16 protein-coding genes and 1 tRNA gene are annotated in these 18,469 nt (G+C 47.8%); 13 read left to right on the forward strand and 4 right to left on the reverse strand.

Going from position 1 to position 18,469, the window contains the following annotated elements:
* From KDK15_RS03905 to KDK15_RS03920, 4 genes are all read left to right on the forward strand, one after another.
* Positions 1–439, forward strand: a 439-nt coding sequence (locus KDK15_RS03905; RefSeq protein ID WP_257294055.1) for a Mu transposase C-terminal domain-containing protein, incomplete at its 5' end; no start/stop codon positions are given.
* Positions 439–825, forward strand: a complete 387-nt coding sequence (locus tag KDK15_RS03910) for a TniB family NTP-binding protein (RefSeq protein ID WP_257294056.1) — start codon at positions 439–441, stop codon at positions 823–825. The genes KDK15_RS03905 and KDK15_RS03910, both read left to right, overlap by 1 nt.
* Before the next feature lie 193 nt (positions 826–1,018).
* Positions 1,019–1,390 carry a hypothetical protein gene (locus KDK15_RS03915; RefSeq protein WP_257294057.1) on the forward strand — a complete coding sequence of 124 codons (372 nt, stop codon included), beginning with the start codon at positions 1,019–1,021 and terminating at the stop codon, positions 1,388–1,390.
* Complete coding sequence (locus tag KDK15_RS03920; protein WP_257294058.1) at positions 1,387–2,085, forward strand: hypothetical protein; 699 nt, start codon at positions 1,387–1,389, stop codon at positions 2,083–2,085. Before KDK15_RS03915 ends, KDK15_RS03920 begins: the two co-directional genes overlap by 4 nt.
* Before the next feature lie 340 nt (positions 2,086–2,425).
* On the opposite strand, the gene KDK15_RS03925 is transcribed toward KDK15_RS03920, so the two are convergent.
* A tRNA-Leu gene (locus KDK15_RS03925) sits at positions 2,426–2,512 on the reverse strand.
* A gap of 327 nt (positions 2,513–2,839) precedes the next feature.
* On the opposite strand from KDK15_RS03925, the gene queA reads away from it, so the two are divergent.
* The 6 genes from queA (at position 2,840) to KDK15_RS03955 (ending at position 11,118) form a co-directional block, all read left to right on the forward strand.
* Positions 2,840–3,868 (forward strand): tRNA preQ1(34) S-adenosylmethionine ribosyltransferase-isomerase QueA, encoded by a 1,029-nt coding sequence (queA, locus tag KDK15_RS03930; protein ID WP_257294059.1) that lies wholly within the window; start codon positions 2,840–2,842, stop codon positions 3,866–3,868.
* Positions 3,869–4,022: 154 nt separating this feature from the next.
* On the forward strand, positions 4,023–5,150 hold the full coding sequence (tgt, locus tag KDK15_RS03935) for a tRNA guanosine(34) transglycosylase Tgt (RefSeq protein ID WP_257294060.1): 1,128 nt from the start codon (positions 4,023–4,025) through the stop codon (positions 5,148–5,150).
* Positions 5,151–5,363: 213 nt separating this feature from the next.
* Positions 5,364–5,711, forward strand: a complete 348-nt coding sequence (yajC, locus tag KDK15_RS03940; RefSeq protein ID WP_257294061.1) for a preprotein translocase subunit YajC — start codon at positions 5,364–5,366, stop codon at positions 5,709–5,711.
* 147 nt (positions 5,712–5,858) lie between these two features.
* Positions 5,859–7,727 (forward strand): protein translocase subunit SecD, encoded by a 1,869-nt coding sequence (gene secD / locus KDK15_RS03945; RefSeq protein WP_257294062.1) that lies wholly within the window; start codon positions 5,859–5,861, stop codon positions 7,725–7,727.
* A gap of 10 nt (positions 7,728–7,737) precedes the next feature.
* On the forward strand, positions 7,738–8,655 hold the full coding sequence (secF, locus tag KDK15_RS03950) for a protein translocase subunit SecF (protein WP_257294063.1): 918 nt from the start codon (positions 7,738–7,740) through the stop codon (positions 8,653–8,655).
* Positions 8,656–8,763: 108 nt separating this feature from the next.
* The gene (locus tag KDK15_RS03955) at positions 8,764–11,118 is read left to right on the forward strand and encodes an ATP-binding protein (RefSeq protein WP_257294064.1); all 2,355 of its coding nucleotides are present in this window, start codon (positions 8,764–8,766) and stop codon (positions 11,116–11,118) included.
* Between the two features lie 39 nt (positions 11,119–11,157).
* Here the strand turns inward: KDK15_RS03955 and KDK15_RS03960 are convergent, their stop codons facing one another.
* Positions 11,158–11,976: an inositol monophosphatase family protein gene (locus KDK15_RS03960; RefSeq protein WP_257294065.1), complete on the reverse strand. Its 819-nt coding sequence runs from the start codon at positions 11,974–11,976 to the stop codon at positions 11,158–11,160.
* Positions 11,977–12,295: 319 nt separating this feature from the next.
* On the opposite strand from KDK15_RS03960, the gene KDK15_RS03965 reads away from it, so the two are divergent.
* Both KDK15_RS03965 and cysE read left to right on the forward strand, forming a co-directional pair.
* The gene (locus KDK15_RS03965) at positions 12,296–13,048 is read left to right on the forward strand and encodes an RNA methyltransferase (protein ID WP_257294066.1); all 753 of its coding nucleotides are present in this window, start codon (positions 12,296–12,298) and stop codon (positions 13,046–13,048) included.
* Positions 13,049–13,124: 76 nt separating this feature from the next.
* Positions 13,125–13,994 carry a serine O-acetyltransferase gene (gene cysE, locus KDK15_RS03970; RefSeq protein WP_257294070.1) on the forward strand — a complete coding sequence of 290 codons (870 nt, stop codon included), beginning with the start codon at positions 13,125–13,127 and terminating at the stop codon, positions 13,992–13,994.
* A gap of 125 nt (positions 13,995–14,119) precedes the next feature.
* Here the strand turns inward: cysE and KDK15_RS03975 are convergent, their stop codons facing one another.
* Positions 14,120–15,781: a hypothetical protein gene (locus KDK15_RS03975; RefSeq protein WP_257294067.1), complete on the reverse strand. Its 1,662-nt coding sequence runs from the start codon at positions 15,779–15,781 to the stop codon at positions 14,120–14,122.
* 39 nt (positions 15,782–15,820) lie between these two features.
* Here KDK15_RS03975 and KDK15_RS03980 point away from each other — a divergent pair, with 39 nt between their 5' ends.
* Positions 15,821–16,051 carry a hypothetical protein gene (locus KDK15_RS03980; protein WP_257294068.1) on the forward strand — a complete coding sequence of 77 codons (231 nt, stop codon included), beginning with the start codon at positions 15,821–15,823 and terminating at the stop codon, positions 16,049–16,051.
* A gap of 433 nt (positions 16,052–16,484) precedes the next feature.
* Here KDK15_RS03980 and KDK15_RS03985 read toward each other — a convergent pair whose 3' ends face one another.
* Complete coding sequence (locus KDK15_RS03985) at positions 16,485–18,242, reverse strand: hypothetical protein (RefSeq protein WP_257294069.1); 1,758 nt, start codon at positions 18,240–18,242, stop codon at positions 16,485–16,487.
* Between the last annotated feature and the right edge of the window lie 227 nt (positions 18,243–18,469).

Genomic DNA, 18,469 nt, shown 5'->3' on the forward strand with positions numbered 1-18,469 from the left:
AGAAGAAGGGGCAGCCGTGCCTTTTTATGCCTGTTTCAAACCCGAGCATCGCGTTAACAAGCTCTTTTCGCATGAGAAGCTTAATGATCCCAAGTGGGTTGGGAAGAGTGTCCCGATCCGTTATGACCCAATGGATAATAGCTATATCGCGGTCTGTTTAGGGGCGGAATGGGTGCTTGCCCGTCGCCGTGAGCAGGAAGATAAATATCACGATGTTTTTTCTCGTGAAGAGATCAGTGCTGCACGTTTCTTTAAGACCAAATCTGCCAATGATGCTGTCGAAAGTCATCAGGCAGTCCAGTCTCTTGTGAATAGAAAAGAGGCTCAGTTGAGGGAGGAGGTTGAGCGTGAGGCTGAGGTTGTTGTTCAGACTGAATTAAAGCCCTCATCAGGGTTGTTCAAAAAGTACTTACCCGTAAAAACTCGGAGCAGGAGTTGATGAGCGCGATGGAGGAGGCGATTGAGTCTCGCCAGGTGCGCTATTTGTTTGTAGATGAGGCGCACCATTTTCTCCTGAGTTGTAGGGATGAGTACCTCATGAATCTCTATATGGAAACCCTGAAGTCCATCTCCAACAAGGGGGAGCTCAAGCTGGTTATGGATGGGAATTATGAATTATTGAGGTTTCTGGAAGGAAGTGGGCAGCTGGCCAGACGAACCAAAGTCATTAATTTCTCACCTTACCTTGCCAGTTCAAGTGGCGATATTGAAGCTTTTGAAGAAGCATTCCTTTGTTTGCTTTTTATCCGGCGAAATTATCCGACGGTGTTATGGGTAGGCTGGAAGATCTGTTTGTTGGTTCCTGTGGTTGCGTGGGCATATTGAAACAGTGGATGGAGAGAGCGCTCAACCGTGCGCTTAACGACAATAGAGATTATGTCAGCTTGAAAGATTTTGAAGTAGAGCGCTTGGAGCCAATAGCGCTTGTAGTCCAAGGTTTTTCATCGACTATGTGGTAAATCCTGAAGCTGGTTTTGGGGTTGCCCGAAATTCGTTATTTTCCAAATATGGGCTTTCGGTGCTGAATAGTTATCGGAATCATGCCAAAAAGTACGGTGAGGCTCTGTCGAGACTCACTGGTATGAAAGGTCTGGAACAACATACGATGATGCCGTTCAGGGGGCTGTTTGATTCAATGGGTAAAGGCGTTTTCCGGCAGGAAAAACATTGGTGCCCTGAGTGTTATCTGGATGCTATGCGACAATCAACGCTTGTTTATGATCCGCTGGTTTTTTCCCTTATGGAAGTGAAAAGCTGTCCTGTTCATCAGTTGGCACTCGTGAGTCAATGCCCGGATTGTGGTGCTACCCAGCAAGCGCTACCTTCATCAAGAAAAATTGGTTGGTGTACCCGGTGCGGTGGTTTTCTCGGTTATATGGGGGTGAAGTGAGAGAGGTTACTTCCAGGGAGCAATATTTTTATGACCTTTTTGAGTGCCGTCATCAATTGTTGGAGATTGATGTCAGTCAGGAGTTTAAGGATGGGGTGATGATGGTTGTCAATCGTTCCGGTTGCGGTGCTGTGACAAAGTTGACTGAAGCCGTGTGTTTCTCTGACAGAACGATTTCGCAATGGGTGTCTGGTCGTTATCGACCAACGCTTACCAGCTTTCTTGATTTTTGCCTGGCAGTGAATGTTTTGCCGTCACAGTTATTGCTGAATCATCAGAATATTGCACCGCAGCTGACTGAGGCCAGATTAACTGTTCGAAAAGTGTTTAACTCGTCATTGGAGATGGAGGAGATTGAAAAACGACTGCAGACCTATGGTTTATCAGAAAAAATTACGCCATTGCCGGAAATTGCCAGCAAGCTGGAGGTGGGTGTTAGTTTTCTTTCTTATCAATTTCCTGAGTTGACTCGTGCTCTGGTGCAAAAGAATCAGGGCTTGCGAAAGGTGGAGAGTGATAAGCGATACCATCAATTTACTGATCAGATATCGAAGATCATCGTAGATCTCGAGAAGGAAGGAGTTATGCCCAGTTATAATAAAGTCAGGTGTCGTATGGTTGAGTATCATGGATTTCGATACAAAGATTTCACTCGATTATGGGGACAGGCCATGAAGGAGTGGCAAGCCAGCTAAGCTTATATCTCTCTACTGAGCGTTTCTTTTCACCTTCCTCAATTTTTTTAAAAAATCTCATCAAGCATTCATATTTGAGTGCTTTTTTTGTGCGTCTAAAATTTGCATTGGTATCTCAGGGTAAAATTCATCACGGAAAAACCAGCATAAATATCGTGAAAGTTCCCAGCATAAAGTTTGGGCAAGTGCAGGTATGAGAAGATGAAAGTTCAAGTGAACCAGCAAATAGTTACCGAAAGTTCAAGAAATCAGGAGGAAGGTCTGGTGGTTACCACCATAAGGGCAAAAAAAAGAGAGTATTGCTAGAAGTCACATTTACTGGGCTAGAGCTTGCGATGAATGGTACCAGTGGTCGGACTCGAACCGACACGCCCGTGAAGGCAACGGATTTTGAATCCGTCATGTCTACCAATTCCATCACACTGGCATTTGATATGGCTGAGCTTATGTCATCTTTTCGCTGATTTCAAAGCTTTTTCTCACCGAATGGACCGCTGAGGTTGGCTGGCGAAGTGGCGATTGCTCAAGTGCGGCGAAGTATATCAAAGAGGTTATTGAGATCAAGCAGTTATTGAATATTGGCAGCAAAAAAGTAAGTTAAGTCCGTAACGTGGCATGGGTTAGCCCTCCTGACACCTTCTTCGTTTTGCAGTATCCTTCGGAGCTTTTTATTACGACTGGTCTTTCTACGCTCTTTTACCATGAGAGGCGTGGGCTGCTTTTGGAAATAAAGACATTAACCACCGGATTGTCCATGCAAGTCAGTGATTTTGATTTTGATCTGCCCGATGAGCAGATTGCCCGGTTTCCTGCAGAGGATCGTACCGGGAGCCGTCTTCTGTGCCTTGATGGCAACAGTGGTGAGGTTCTGCATCAACAGTTTTCTGATATAGAAAGTCTGCTTGAGCCCGGTGACCTGTTGGTTCTGAATAATACCCGGGTGATTCCGGCCCGTTTGTATGGTCAGAAAGAGACGGGTGGCAAAATTGAGGTGCTGATTGAGCGGGTGGTGGAGGATAATCTGGCACTGGCTCAGGTAAGGGCCAGCAAGTCGCCAAAACCGGGCTCTGTGTTATTGCTGGCAGATGGTGCGGTGCCTGTTGTCGTTGAAGGACGGCGGGATTTTCTGTTTATTCTCCGGTTTGAAACATCGGTTTTACCGCTGTTGCTTGAATACGGCCATATGCCACTGCCACCTTATATTGATCGTGAAGATGGCAACAGTGATCGTCTGCGCTATCAAACGGTGTTTGCGGCAAGGGATGGCGCGGTTGCGGCACCAACGGCTGGACTTCATTTTGATGAAGCATTGCTGGCGCGCCTTGAAGCAAAAGGCGTTCAAAAAGTATTTGTGACACTTCATGTGGGCTCAGGAACGTATCAGCCGGTTCGGGTTGAAAAGATTGAAGACCATGTGATGCATGCAGAGTATATCGAAGTTTCTGAAGCCGTCTGTCAGGCGGTGCGGCAAACCCGCGCCAGGGGTAACCGTGTTGTTGCGGTTGGTACCACTTCGGTGCGCAGCCTTGAGTCGGCTTCTGCTTCCGGTGAGATTGCACCGTTACAGGGGGATTCCAGCATCTTTATTTATCCGGGTTATGAGTTTCGCAGTGTGGATTTGATGGTGACCAATTTTCATCTGCCGCAATCCACCTTGTTAATGCTGGTCAGTGCTTTTGCCGGGCGGGAAAATGTGCTGGATGCCTATAAAATAGCAGTTGAACAAAAGTACCGTTTCTTCAGTTATGGTGATGCCATGTTGCTGACCCGTAAGGCTGACTGAGAATCGTGCAGCAAAAGATTTAAAAGAAGGGAACCACAAAGGCACAAAGGTTTTCTTTGGTGTGTTCGCATAGGTAACTAGAAAAGCGCTTTCTTTGTGCCTTGGTGTCTTTGTGGTTCACAGTTTGTGGTTTACAAAGAGCTATACAAAATTCATGACAAGAGAATGTTTTATGAAGTTTGAGCAGCTGGCTACCGATGGCAAAGCCCGTCGTGGTCGGCTGACCTTTCCCCGTGGCACGGTTGAAACGCCATGCTTTATGCCGGTGGGGACCTACGGTACGGTAAAAAGCATGTTGCCGAGGGATATTAAGGAGATTGGAGCAGAAATTATCCTGGGTAATACCTTTCATCTGATGCTTCGTCCAGGTACCGAAATTATTCAGAAGCACGGGGATCTGCACGGCTTTAACCAGTGGCAGGGGCCGATTCTGACGGACTCCGGTGGCTTTCAGGTGTTCAGCCTGGGCAAGTTGCGCAAAATTACCGAAGAGGGGGTTTCTTTCCAGTCTCCGGTGGATGGTTCCAGGGTGTTCCTGAATCCTGAGATTTCCATGCAGGTTCAGCGTGAGCTGGGTTCGGACATCGTGATGATCTTTGACGAGTGCACGCCGGGTGACGCTGATGAAGAACAGGCGTGTGCCTCTATGGAGCTTTCTTTGCGTTGGGCGGCTCGCTCCAAAGCGGCCCATGGTGACAGTCCGTCTGCCTTGTTTGGCATTATCCAGGGGGGAATGTTTGAACAGCTGCGTGATGTGTCCCTTGCAGGCCTGGCAGAGATTGGCTTTGATGGTTATGCCATTGGTGGTCTTTCCGTGGGTGAAAGTAAAGAGGATATGATGCGTATTCTCTCCCATACCACCCATAAAATTCCCGAAACCCACCCCCGTTACCTGATGGGGGTTGGCAAGCCGGAGGATATTGTTGAGGCGGTGCGTCGTGGCGTCGATATGTTCGACTGTGTGATGCCAACCCGTAATGCCCGCAATGGTCACCTGTTTGTCGATGAAGGTGTGATCAAGATCCGCAACTCGGTTCACAAGATGGATGAGCGCCCGCTGGAAGAGCACTGTGATTGCTATACTTGCCAGAATTTCAGCCGTTCATACCTTCATCATCTGGATAAGTGTGGTGAGATTCTCGGTTCCATGCTTAACACCATTCATAATCTGCGCTATTACCAGCGGGTGATGGCAGGCCTGAGAGGCGCTATCGAAGAAGGTAAGCTGGAAGCGTTTGTTGCAGAGTTTTATCGCAAGCGTGGGCAGGATGTTCGGGGCTAATCCTTTTTCAGGCGCCTGTCAGGGTTGATATTTTCTGGATAGTCCCAATTAACAGTCTGTTCATGTAAATCCGGATAGGTCAGTTTCCATAGATTGATGCTTTAGGTTCGGGCACTGCTTTTGCTTGCTTTCGGCGAAAGGGTGGGTTCCGGACTGGTTGTTTTTCAGGTAAATTGCTGCGTCAATTGTAATAATGCGATTAGGAGTATTGGAATGATTCCTTTCATCAGTCAGGCACACGCTGCTGCAGAAGGTGGTGCGGCTGCAGCAGCAGCTGGACCGGGTATGATCGGTCAGCTGGTGATGCTGGGTGGTTTTGTGCTGGTCTTCTGGCTGCTGATCTGGCGCCCCCAGAGCAAGCGTGCCAAGGAGCACAAAAACCTGATTGCCGGTCTGGCCAAGGGTGATGAGGTGGTCACCACTGGCGGTATTCTTGGTAAAGTCTGCAATGTAACGGATGAGTTTGTGACCCTGCAGGTTGCCGACAATATGGAACTCAACTTCCAGAAAGGTTCTGTAGCCGCTACCCTGCCAAAAGGTACCATTAAGGCTATCAAGTAAGTTTTGAGAAAAGCAGCCTTTTCCGGCTGTTTTCTTTCACTAAATGGACTGTGCCATAGGCCCATAGCCCGGAAAAGACTTTCCCGGCAAAGGCCGTATAACAATGCCGCTATGGCGCTTCACTATTAAATCAGGAACCGGTGAGCCATGCTCAATCGCTATCCATTGTGGAAGTACCTGCTGATTCTGGTCATCGTAGGTCTTGGGTTTACTTATGCCCTTCCCAATCTTTACCCCGCAGACCCGGCGGTACAGGTGACTGGCGCCAGTTCGTCCAGAGTGATGGATGAGCGCGTTCAGCAGCGTGCTGAAAAGGCTCTGGCAGCGGCCAATGTTGATATCACGTCTGTTGAACTTGACGACAAGGCATTGCTGATTCGTCTGAACCGTGCTGATCAGCAGCAGTTGTCGAAATCGCTGATCAAAGAAGCGCTCGGGGATGACTATATTGTGGCCATCAATCTGGCCCAGACAACGCCAGAATGGTTAACTGCTATTGGGGCCTACCCAATGAAACTCGGGCTTGACCTTTCCGGTGGTGTTCACTTCCTGCTGGAAGTCGACACGGCTAAAGCCCTGCAGCTGAAAATGGATATTGCTACCTCAGAAATTCGAACTTCCCTCCGTAAAGAAAAGCTCCGCTATCGTACCATGCCAGAGCGTGCCGATGGTGCACGACAAATGGCATTTAATAATGAGTCATCCCGTGACCAGGCTGCTCGCCTGATCAGTAAAGATTTTCCGGATCTGACGGTAGAGAATTCTGACGTTAATGGTCGCCCTGTCCTTGCCTATCGTTACTCTGAAACGGCCATTAAACAGATTGAAGATTATGCGGTGCGTCAGAACCTGACAACGGTTCGAAATCGTGTGAATGAACTGGGTGTGTCCGAGCCATTGGTTCAGCGTCAGGGGCGTAACGGCATCGTTGTTGAGTTGCCTGGCGTTCAGGATACGGCAGAAGCCAAGCGTATTCTGGGTAAGACAGCCAACCTGCAGTTCCGTCTTGAGGCGCTGCCCAATGCTTCCAGAGTCAGTACAGAGTCATTCAGTTTCCGGGATGCCCGTCGTCCTCCGGTGCATCTTGAGCGGGATATCATTATTACCGGTGACCAGGTGTCCAGCGCCCAGTCCAACTTTGATGCCCAGACCGGCCAGCCACAGGTTAATATCAATCTGGACAGTCATGGCGGTACCGTAATGAACCGGGCCACGCGGAATAACGTGGGCCGTGCCATGGCGGTTATCTTTATTGAGCAGAAGCCTGTGACCAGGGTGGTCACCAAAACAGTCGATGGCAAGCAGGTTAAGGAAACGATTCAGAGTTTCCAGCAGGAAGAAAGTATTATCAGCCTGGCAACCATTCAGAGTGCGTTGGGTAATCAGTTCCGTATTACCGGTCTGAACTCAACGGCAGAGGCTTCTGAACTGGCGCTGCTGTTGAGAGCGGGCTCCCTGGCTGCTCCAATGTATTTCGCTGAAGAAAGAACGGTTGGTCCAAGCCTTGGTGCGGAGAATATCCAGATGGGTATTCATTCTACCGTTATCGGTCTGTTTCTGCTGCTGATCTTTATGATTGTGGTTTACCGGGTGTTTGGCGTGCTGGCGAATCTTGCCCTGGCCATGAATCTGGTGCTGCTGATGGCGGTGATGAGTCTGTTTGGTGCCACACTGACGATGCCGGGTATCGCCGGTATTGTGTTGACGCTGGGTATGGCGGTGGATGCCAATGTGCTGATTTTTTCCCGTATTCGGGAAGAGATTCGCGGTGGTCAGCCGGTTCAGCGGGCGATCCATAACGGTTTTGACCGGGCGTTTGTGTCTATCTTCGACGGTAATATCACCACCCTGCTGGTGGGTATCATCCTGTTTGCCGTGGGAACCGGGCCAATCAAAGGCTTTGCGGTCACCCTGTGTATCGGTATTCTGACGTCTATGTTCACAGCCATTGTTCTGACACGTGCTCTGGTCAACCTGACCCATGGCGGTCGTAACCTGAAGAAACTGTATATTTGAGGTGGCAGTGATGAATGATTTGAAAGTCATCAATTTCATGCGGCTGCGCTCCTTCGCTTCGGTGCTGTCGCTGTTGTTAATGCTGGGTTCTGTTGCTGCGCTTGCGGTTAAGGGGATTAACTGGGGGCTTGATTTTACCGGTGGTACGCTGATTGAGCTGGTGTATGATCAGCCGGTGAAAACTGCTGATCTCCGTGATCAGCTGGCAACCGCCGGTTATGAGAACGTTGTCGTTCAGGAGTTTGGCTCGGCAGAGGATATTCTGGTCCGTATTCCCGGCGATGATCCGAAAATGGGGGCGGCGGTTGCCGGTCTTCTGGGGCAGAACTATGACGGCAATGTTGAGGCTGTGCGCGTTGAGTTTGTCGGGCCTCAGGTGGGTGAGAGGCTGAGGGAACAGGGCGGTCTTGGTATGCTGTTCGCCATGTTGCTGATCACGCTCTACATCGCTTTCCGCTTCCAGTTCAAGTTCTCGGTTGGTGCGATTCTGTCGCTGGCTCACGATGTGATTTTCACATTGGGCCTGTTTGCACTGTTGGGGCTGCAGTTTGACCTGACGGTGATGGCAGCGCTGCTTGCGGTGATCGGTTACTCCCTGAATGACACCATCATTGTTTATGACCGTATCCGTGAGAATTTCCGCAAGCTGAGAAAGGGGGATGCCGAGGAGGTGATCAATGTGTCATTGACCCAGATCCTGGGTCGTACATTGGCCACTTCCGGTACTACCTTGATGGTGTTGCTGGCCTTGTTCCTGTTCGGTGGCGAAATGATCCACAACTTTGCCCTGGCATTGATTGTGGGGGTGGGTGTGGGTACTTATTCTTCCATCTATATCGCTTCCAATATGCTGATCTACATGAGAATCAGCCGGGAAGACCTGATTGTTCCGGTGAAGGAAAACGAAGACCTTGATCAGACGCCATAACAGATCTTGTTTCAGGGGTTAACAACCGGCGCTTTTGCCGGTTTTTTTTGGTCTATAGTAAATCTCTTTTAAGGCAGGAAGCCATAAATACCAATTAAAGAGGTTGCTATGTTAACGGGGAATAATGTTTATCCATTTTGCGGTAAGGTAACCACTGATGATCCCGAAACCAATCCGGGCGAGCAGGGAAGTGTGGAGCGTACTTTTGACAGCCGGTCTGTGAGATCTTCACGGGATTCTGCTTCGCAATATGCGCAATATATGCAAGCTCGGGAAGCACTACTTGGACAACCGCAGGCACATTCTTCTGAATATTGTCCTGGTCAAGGTGGTGACCGTCTCAGGCGTGGTAGCAGTATCATGCCGATCATAACGGATAGTTTTGAGACTAAACTGAATGGCGGCATTGAGGCAGAGACATCAACAATCGGTGGCAGCAGATTCAACAACGGCAGGTACAGAAATGTCTGGCTTTCCGGGCCAGAGCCCAACAGTGTGGTTGTTGCAACCGGAACGCCAATTAATTCTGCCTATGTTTGTTTGAATGGCAGCGAAGGCTCCACTCAAACGGTAAAGGTATTGAAACGGGATGACGTTGAACCTCAAACGGCCTATTTAACACAGTTAATGAGAAAAAATTGCAGGCTGTCTACCTCCGAGGTGGCAATCAACTTAACGACGGCGACGGCAGTAATCGATGACTGCTGGGATTCAGTAGTACTGAATATTCAGTTTATCCAGGCGGCAAAAAGAGAGCCCCGAACTTCTGGTGAGCAAGGGGTGGTGACTAAGAGATGGCAAGCTATTTCAGGGGCATTTCTGCAAATGTGTCACCAGTCCCATTGTCCGCTACAGGACTCCCATTCCTACTTATTCAGTGATGGTGATCATCTTTTTGTCGCCAAGGTAAATCTCCGATCCTCTGGAGATGCCACGGAGTCAACTGTTGGCCTGCTGGCCAGGGATGCACGGGTTACGAGGATTACTGTCAGTGATGCTGCAAAGAAAAAACTTAACATTACTGATGTTCCTGCAGCCATTGATATCAAGAAGCTTGCCGAAAAGTTTGACTACAATGGAGAAGCTTACGGTATTGGTGGTGCGAATGGAGCCATTCGACAGTTTGTAGATGCGTTTATCAGTCCACGGTTAGTGCCGGGTAAGCTGCAAAATACCATGAAATGCCAATTGACCAGAGGTGGTATTCTTTCGGGGCCTCCGGGCACGGGCAAGACGCTGTTTATCCGGGTTATTGAGTCCTTGCTCAGGGAAAATGGCTTTATTGTATCGACCCAAATTATTTCAGGGCCGGAGGTCTTTAACAAATATGTCGGTGAGTCTGAGCAACGTGTCAGAGGGATTTTTTCGGATGACGGCCTGGAAAATAAACAGAGTCTTCGTCTGGTGTTAATTGATGAAATTGATTCGATGCTACCGGCCAGGGGGAGGGCAGGCGATAATGGTACCGGGGATAAAGTCGTCAATCAGTTTCTGACCTGCATGGACGGAATTGATAAAAAAAACAACCTGATTGTTTTCGGCACAACCAATCGGCCAGACCTGATTGATCCGGCCGTGATGCGTCCCGGGCGTATGGATATGCAGATGAAGTTCAATTTGCCAGAAGACGATCAGCGTCTTCAAATTTTAAAGATTCAGACCAGGGACCTGACGGATGGCGGGATGTTGAATCCGGATGTCTCTCTTGCAGAGCTGGCGAAAAATACCGCCGGCTTCAGTGGTGCTGAACTGGGTGCCCTGGTGGAGAAGGCCAGGCAATCGGCTCTTCGCAGGGGGCAGGGCCTGGCAGAGAGTGACACTTTTTTTTGTCCTCAGGCGCTCAGTCAATTAGAGACATTGGATGTCAGCATGGCTGATTTCAAATGGGCTTTTAACCAGGTTCAGCCGCAGTTTGGGAAAAGTAATTTCATGTCCCTCGCGGGGAAAACCTTCGAATATGAGGGCTATTTACCAGAAATGGTCAATCAGCTTAAGACGACACTGGCTGATTTTAAGCGGGATGATTCCCGCTCTACCTTGCGTATTCTTATTAAAGGTCCTCAGGGCAGTGGTAAATCAACACTGGCTGCCCTGGCAAACCATGAGTTTGGTGCTTTTTGCAGCTATGTGTCGGCCACAGATGTGGTTAAATCCAGGGATCGCACCAAGCCGTTGAATGATGTATTTGCTGAGAGACGTAATCATCAGACCAATCCGGACTGTCATTTTGCCGTGATTATTGACGATTTTGATACCATGATTAATTACAATAGTACTTTCTATGACCGTACCATGGTGTCTGTACTTGATGCTCATACCAAGCAGTCTTTGCAGGGGCTGGAGGGAGGTAAGTTGCTCACGCTCGTTACAGCGACAGAGCATGAAGAGGGAGGGGCTGATTTTCTTCCCCGTCTGTTTCCCGATAATTTAGTGTTCAAAACGATGCCTCAGGAGAGGCAGTAAAGGAAAAGTGAGGCAAAATAGCCTCACTCTACATAGAGTTCAGTAGCGAAACATGCCTTCGGTAACGAAGGGTCTGATGCGCTTCAGCACTTCTTTGAAACAGCCGCTGTTACCAGCAACGATCTGGTTGTTCTTCATGTAGGTGTGGCCACCTTTGAAGTCGCCAACCAGTCCACCGGCTTCCTGAATCATCAGCACGCCTGCTGCCATATCATAGTCCTGCAGACCGATTTCCCAGAACGCATCCAGACGACCGGCAGCAACATAAGCCAGGTCAAGGGCTGCAGAGCCAGCGCGTCGGATGCCTGCGGTATCCCCCAGCAGGGCTCTCATCATGTTCAGGTAGCTGTCCAGATGGTTGATGCCCGGATTCATGAATGGGATGCCGGTACCGATCAGGGCACCTTCCAGATTTCTCCGATTGCCTACGCGAATGCGTTTGCTGTTCAGGATGGCACCGTGGCCACGGCTGGCACAATACTCTTCTTCTTTGAGAGGGTCGAGAATAACGGCGTGCTCAAGGCGCCCGCGATATTGAACCGCAATGGAAACCGCAAAATGAGGGATGCCGTTAATAAAGTTGGTGGTACCGTCAAGAGGGTCGATGATCCAGAGGTAATCTTTGCCTTCACCCTTACCTTCACGGTGTCCGCTTTCTTCACCGTAGAAGCCATGGTCAGGGTAGGTTTTGCTCAGAGAGGCGATAATGGCCTTCTCAGCAGCCTTGTCCACCTCGGTTACAAAGTCGTTACGGCTTTTGAATTCGACATTAACATGATCGAGATCTTGGTAGGCGCGGGCTATGATTTCGCCAGCCTGCCGCGCTGCACGCAGCGCCATATTAACCATCGGTTGCATGGGCTTTACATCTGAAATGTGAAAGATCGTATGGGGGATGGGATTGTAGCGGATCCAACGATCCGTTTATATCCTGACAGTGCTGAGTATAAGAAATGGCTCAACAAGCTGCTCCGCCATCCAGCTTGTAAAAATGTCTATCCAGGAAGAAATGACAACATTTTTGCAAGAAACTGGGGGCGGATTCTGACAGGATGCTATGCAACTTGCAAATGGATCATGTGCTTCTGCCGGTCAGTAGTTTTAACATAGGCTTGGCATTGGTCGTAATTTCAGTACACTGACCGGCTGATACTATATAAAGCCAGAGATTCCTGCGGTGCCCGACAATTTTTCCGAGAACATTTCCATAGTACTGGTCAACCCTTCCCATCCCGGTAACATCGGGGCTGCTGCCCGTGCCATGAAAACCATGAGGTTAAGCCAGTTATGTCTGGTCGCGCCGGATGAGTTTCCATCGGGTACCGCAACAGCCCTGGCCTCTGGGGCTGACGATATCCTGGGCAATGCCAGGGTTTGTGAAACGTTGGATGAGGCACTTGCGGATTGTCAGTTTGTGGTGGGTACCAGCGCCCGGGTAAGAGGTGTTTCTCTCCCGCTGGTGGATCCTCGAACATGCGCCCGGAGTATTATTGACGAAGCAATGACCCATAAGGTTGCCCTGATTTTTGGCCGGGAAGATAAGGGCCTGACCAATGAACAGTTGCGACGCTGCCATCTGCAGGTTCATATCCCCACCAATGAAGCGTTCAGCTCTCTCAACCTCGGGGCTGCGGTACAGGTGCTCTGTTACGAGTTGCGGATGATGCAGTTGATCAGTGCTGAGGCACTTGAGATGCCCGAACCCCGCAGCCATGAGTTGGCAAATATGGATGATATGGAGCGTTATTATGACCATCTGTATCAGGTGTTGCTGGCGATTGGTTTTCTTGATCACAGCAGTCACGAGAAGATTATGGCCAAATTGCGTCGTCTTTATGGGCGGGTTCGTCCGGATCGTGTTGAACTGAGTATTCTTCGGGGGATTCTGTCAGAAACTCAGCGATGTCTTGCCTCGAAAGAAAAAGAATGAGTAGAGCAGTGTTGAAGGCTTCTGGGCATTTTTGATTTGCTGATTATTGGTCAGAAGCTTTTTAAGATTGCGGGAGCTGAGCTTCCGGCAATCAGGCAGGGATAATAACAGACAGGCACAGACCATGTTTGAGCGAATAAAAGAAGATATCAAAACGGTAATGGACCGTGATCCGGCTGCACGCAACACGTTTGAAGTGGTTACTAATTATCCCGGGCTGCACGCGCTATTGCTGCACAGGGTATCGCACAAACTCTGGAAGTCAGGGTTTCTCTGGTTGGGGCGCATGCTATCAACATTTAATCGCTGGTTAACCGGTATTGAGATACATCCGGGAGCTACCATTGGTCGACGCTTTTTTATCGATCATGGTATGGGGGTTGTTATTGGTGAAACGGCGGTAATCCACGATGATGTCACTCTTTATCATGGTGTGACCCTGGGTGGTACTTCTCCCAATAAGGGTAAGGAACATCCGGCTAACCAGGGTAAACGTCACCCGACGCTGGCTAATGGTGTTGTTGTGGGAGCTGGTGCAAAAGTGCTTGGGCCATTTATGGTAGGAGAGGGGGCGAGGATTGGGTCAAATGCGGTGGTTGTCCGTGAAGTGCCGCCCGGGGCAACCGTTGTTGGTATTCCCGGCAGGATTGTGAAGAAGCCAGAGGTTGCCGATAGCAACGGCGAACGCCGTCATGCCAATGCGGAAAAGATGGCAGAAAAAATCGGTTTCGATGCCTATGCCGTCACTTCTGAAATGCCTGATCCCACCGCCCATGCCATTTCGGCTATGCTGGACCATCTCCATGAAGTGGATTCCCGTTTTGATACTCTGTGCCAGGTGCTAAAAGACAATGGTCTTGAGTGTAAGGTGCGGCCATTGCCTGAGCTGAAAAAAGAAGACTTTGCCGCAGTAAAGGAAGACAGGCGAGAAACGTTTATTGAATAGCTGTACTCTTATCGGCGTGCCTCGGCAAGCTTCGATGAACAGGATAAGCCGGATCAATACGTATCCGATCGAGACCTCAGGGAGGAACCTGAGGTCTCGATCGGAAAACATATTTGTTTTTGGCCCTAAATTCTTTTTGAGCTGCGTAATCCATATTTGCAACTTTCTTTGGTGAAATATGCAATCATCGCTTGCACATTCGGGAACCTTTTTTCAGTAACATTACTGTCATTGATTTCGGCTATGGATCCATCGGCTCGTTTTACAAGAGTGTAGAAATGATCACCATTCATGTCGGCATACATGGCCGTCCAATTCTGTTGCAATGCCTTTGCCATTGATGATTTGGGCATCCAGCCATACTTTACGTGCAACTCCATTGGAATACCAAATAGCGATATAGGGAAATCGTTTCCACGGTGTCTACAATCCTTAAATGGCTCTGGAAGTTTTTTGTTGTAATCGTCATTTTGTCTTGTTGATAGTTGGTGCTTATAAAAGCTGCTCCATTTATTGGCTTTTTCGATGGCTTTTTCGATGGCTTTTTCACGTTGTTCTCTCTTTACTTTATCTTCCGCAGTTTTTATTTTTGTTTCCTCTTGATGCAGTTCATCTTTTAAAGCGGCTAATTCCTCTTTATATCCGGGCAGCCGTAGTTCATTTTCAAAGACAGACTGCTCTCTCCGCTCTATCTCACTTTTAAAGGCTACTGGATCCTTTTTTTTGAAGTCTTCAATAATGAGACGTTTTTTTTCATTGTCGGAGGGTATGTGTTCTATTTGGGTTATAAGATACTGTAGTTTATCGCGAAGATTTTTGAGTTTTTCTTCAGTCTCTTTATCCGGTGTAGAGGTTGTTTCATCCATACTGTCCAGACAAAGAGCATCTTCGCCAATGAGCTGGTAGGCAGTGACGAAAAACAGGTAATTCTGGTTGTGAATTTCACACTGATTTTGTGAGATTGGCAGACAATCATAGTAATTGTTGAGTATGCCTTTTAGAGGAAGGTCTACTGGTATTGCATCGGGCGATCTGGCTGCATGGTACATGCTTCTTTGCATTTCTTTTAATAGGGCTAAATCACCCTGCAGTGTCTGAGTGGTATTGCCCCGTTGATTGCTTTCGAATTGCTCGCGATAGAGAGCAAATTTATTTTTGAGTGCATTGCGAATACGTGATTTTTCCCCATACCCCATAAAATCATCCGTACCAGGAATGTTCATCCGGTCAATTTCATCATCGATATTGTCCAGGAATTGTTGGATTTGTGATTGCACCTTCCCTGAAGAGCGTTGTGCTGCAGTCATTGCCTGTTGTGTAAGTGTTTTTTCTTGTCGGGTGGTTTGGCTTTGATATTCACGCAGTTCAGGAGCCTTTTGTTTGATGGGTGAGCTTTTGCGTTTTGTTGAAAGAGGTTTGCCATAAGGCGTGGGCTGCTCAAATGCTTTAAACAAGTCTGGTGCTGCTTGAGTATGCCCCTTGGTTCCATCTCTGCTCCGCAACACAGGTCTGTGGCAATGGGCACTGGCAGATGTGGCTTTTGTCCATTCAGAGTAATGCTCTTTTATGGCCTCATAATTGGGTAGTTCGGTATGGGTTAAATATATTTTGAACTCGCCATTATTCTCGGGCACGTAGTGAATTTGCCCATCCAGCGATGTGACGGCTCTGGCATTATCGTTAAAATATGCCCTATCAGTTGGGTCTTCCAGAAGATTTTTAAGGTTTATGTAGTGTTCATCGCTCAGCAGGGTTTCAGATCTTGATGACACCTGGGGTGATGCCATTTGTGGGCCTGGAGCCGGGTATTTTGCTTTTGGTGTTGCATGGGTGGCTGGTCTGAACAGGGATTCACTGGCGTTGTGTGGCGCAACCGTGAGTTGCGCAAGGCTTTTCAGCTGTGGCTGGAGTGCCCGGTAAAATTCCTGTGCAAGCTTTACATTTTCCGGGGTGTTTATATGCTCGCCAATCTTTCCGTCAACAATGCATATAACCCTGCCGTTGTAATTGATCAGGTATGTGCAGTTGCCAGGGTTCAGTCCATAGGTACCGTTTAAAAGGTGTTCTTGGAGTTTTGGGGAAAAGCTTTGAATCAGGGCTTCTTTGAAATGAGCATCCATTGTTGCAATCCTTGAGTAATTGATGGTTATTTTGGTTGATTTCATTGTGGGGACGGTTTCTTATTTTTGACCGATATTTCCTTTATAAAATCCCTGGTTAACCCTTTTGTTAGTGATACTAACCCTGCAGGGGAAATTTGACTGGTCAATTGTGAGGTGTCAGCGTCTGGAGAAAGTGTCTTTAAAGATTCTGTTGTTGGGAGAGCCACGGTTAAGAATCATGGGCTTAAAGTGACCAGGACTTTGCACCGGTAAAGGAAGACAGGCGAGAAACGTTGGTTGAATAGCTGTACTCTTTTCAGGGTATGCATTCCCACGGGGAACCGTGGGAGTATCAAAAAGAAGGGGGTGCCCTCTTATGGTTATGATTTCAGGATTGCAAAGTGTGCTTTTCACTTTGTTTTGCTGATTGCTTTTTAGCACATTTCTCTAGTAGTTCCATAGTTTGTAGTGATATCTCACATAGGCCTATAAGAAAATCCATATCTTTATAGTCCGCTCTATCACGACAGGTTTTGGAAGTATCGAGCTTTTTGTATTGATCGAATATAATACCAGCAAACGTTTGGAAACATTCCATATCTTCAGGGTCAGCAGCTACTGCTGCGGGAATTTTCAAGTCTCCGGTAGTAGTGTTGATTATTGTTTCACTTTCTACAAGGTGTTTAAATCCAGCAAGAATTTCGTCTTTTATCTGTGCCGGTCCTCCCTTTCGACAGAAGTGCCTGTTAATCTCTACTTGCTTTATTTCCAGTTTTGACGAAAAGTCACGGTCGTCATAATTCTTTTTCAGAAATTGACTCACGTCTAATGCGTCTTTCCTGTGTGCTTTAAGGATTCTGATTGCTTGCATATACCGTTGCTGTGTCGTTGGTTTGGCCTGTGTGACCGCAGTGGACGCACTGGCGCTCTCAGTTTCTTGGGGTTCACGTGCCTGGTGACAGGAATCTTTGCAAGAATATTGATGGCCATGAGTTTTGATTTTTTTCTGAATGCAGAGTTTGGCAATTTCTAAAGCTACTTGTTTTTTTGTTGGCAGGCAGCTTGATTCATATCTTGTTATTAATTTTGATAGAGTTTCTTTGGTTTCTTCTACCATAAACATTTGGTAAAGCTGATTTTCAAATTCGAAAGAAGTTGGGTCTTTAAAAGTGTCTTTTTTGAGTTCAGGGAATTCTAATTTACCAAAAACTTCTTGCTCCCTCATATGATCACAGAGGACTTTGTGTTTCGTTATAAAGTTGTCAAAAGTTGTTTTGTATCCAGAAAAGTAATGGGGGATTACAGCTGGTATCTGTTGTTCCTTACTGCTGACTGTGTTGTTTTCTATGTCATAAATGAAGGTTAGGGCTGATGGTGAGAGCTCTTTTTCCGGCTGGTTGCTTTCTGGTTGTTTGGTGGTTTTTGCTCTTGGGTGCAGTGCCCTGGCTGAATGCTGCAATCCGGTCGCAAAAGGTGTTTTTATTGTGCTGACAGTAGAGGAAGAGGTTTTCCAATGTTCGTATTGACTCTTCACTTTTTCATAGTCTGGTAGTTCCATTGGTGCGGGGCTGGCTTCGAAGCAGCCATGTTTTGTTGGACAGAAGGTTGTTCTCTGATTTAATGATGTTATTGCTCGTAAATCATCGTTGAAAAAGGCTATGCCGTTTTTGAAAAGCTCTTGTAGTTCTCTTAGTTGGGCGTCTGTCAGTGAGTTTTGTGTTGAAGTGGGGCGTGACGGTTCTGACCGTTTGCTTTTGTCAGGCAAACGGTTATCGAATCGTTGGTGTGCAGAGGCTGCCAAATCCTGTCTTAATTGCTCTGGCTCTGGGTTTAAGGTGGTAACCCGTGAGTGTCTCTCAGTTGTATTACTAACTTCTGGTTGAGTATCCTGGCAGACATTTACTTTCCTTTGAGCCAGTTCCTGAAGTTCACCAGGCAGCTTGCGGTATGACTTGTGAGCAAGGTTTATGTTGTTTAAGGTTGTTTCCAGATGGGCGATTCTATCGTTCTGAATACATACAACTCTGTCATCAAATTTAATGTATGGCTCAGGTTGCTGCTCTAGTTGGTATACCCCGTGCGTAAGTCCTTTTTCCAGTTGTGCATAGCAGTTTTGAGTGGGGGCGGCTAGACGTTGAGTTTCCATAATTTTATTGCCCTTAGAGTTGGTGATTGTTTTTGTTTAGGAGAGCCTGTTTCAGGCGTCGTTGCAATTTTAGTCAAGGGTTTCTTCGAAAAGTTCATGACAATTTTCTAGCCCGGATCTTTCATAAACTGCCCCGAATCTCGCGCACGACCACATGGATGTGGGAGATAGTGCGACGCAGGATGCCAAAGCCGAGGACTTTGTCGCTCTAAGGGATTTTGTGAGGG

The sequence above is a fragment of the Endozoicomonas sp. YOMI1 genome (genome assembly GCF_024606345.1).
Classification (GTDB): Bacteria; Pseudomonadota; Gammaproteobacteria; order Pseudomonadales; family Endozoicomonadaceae; genus Endozoicomonas.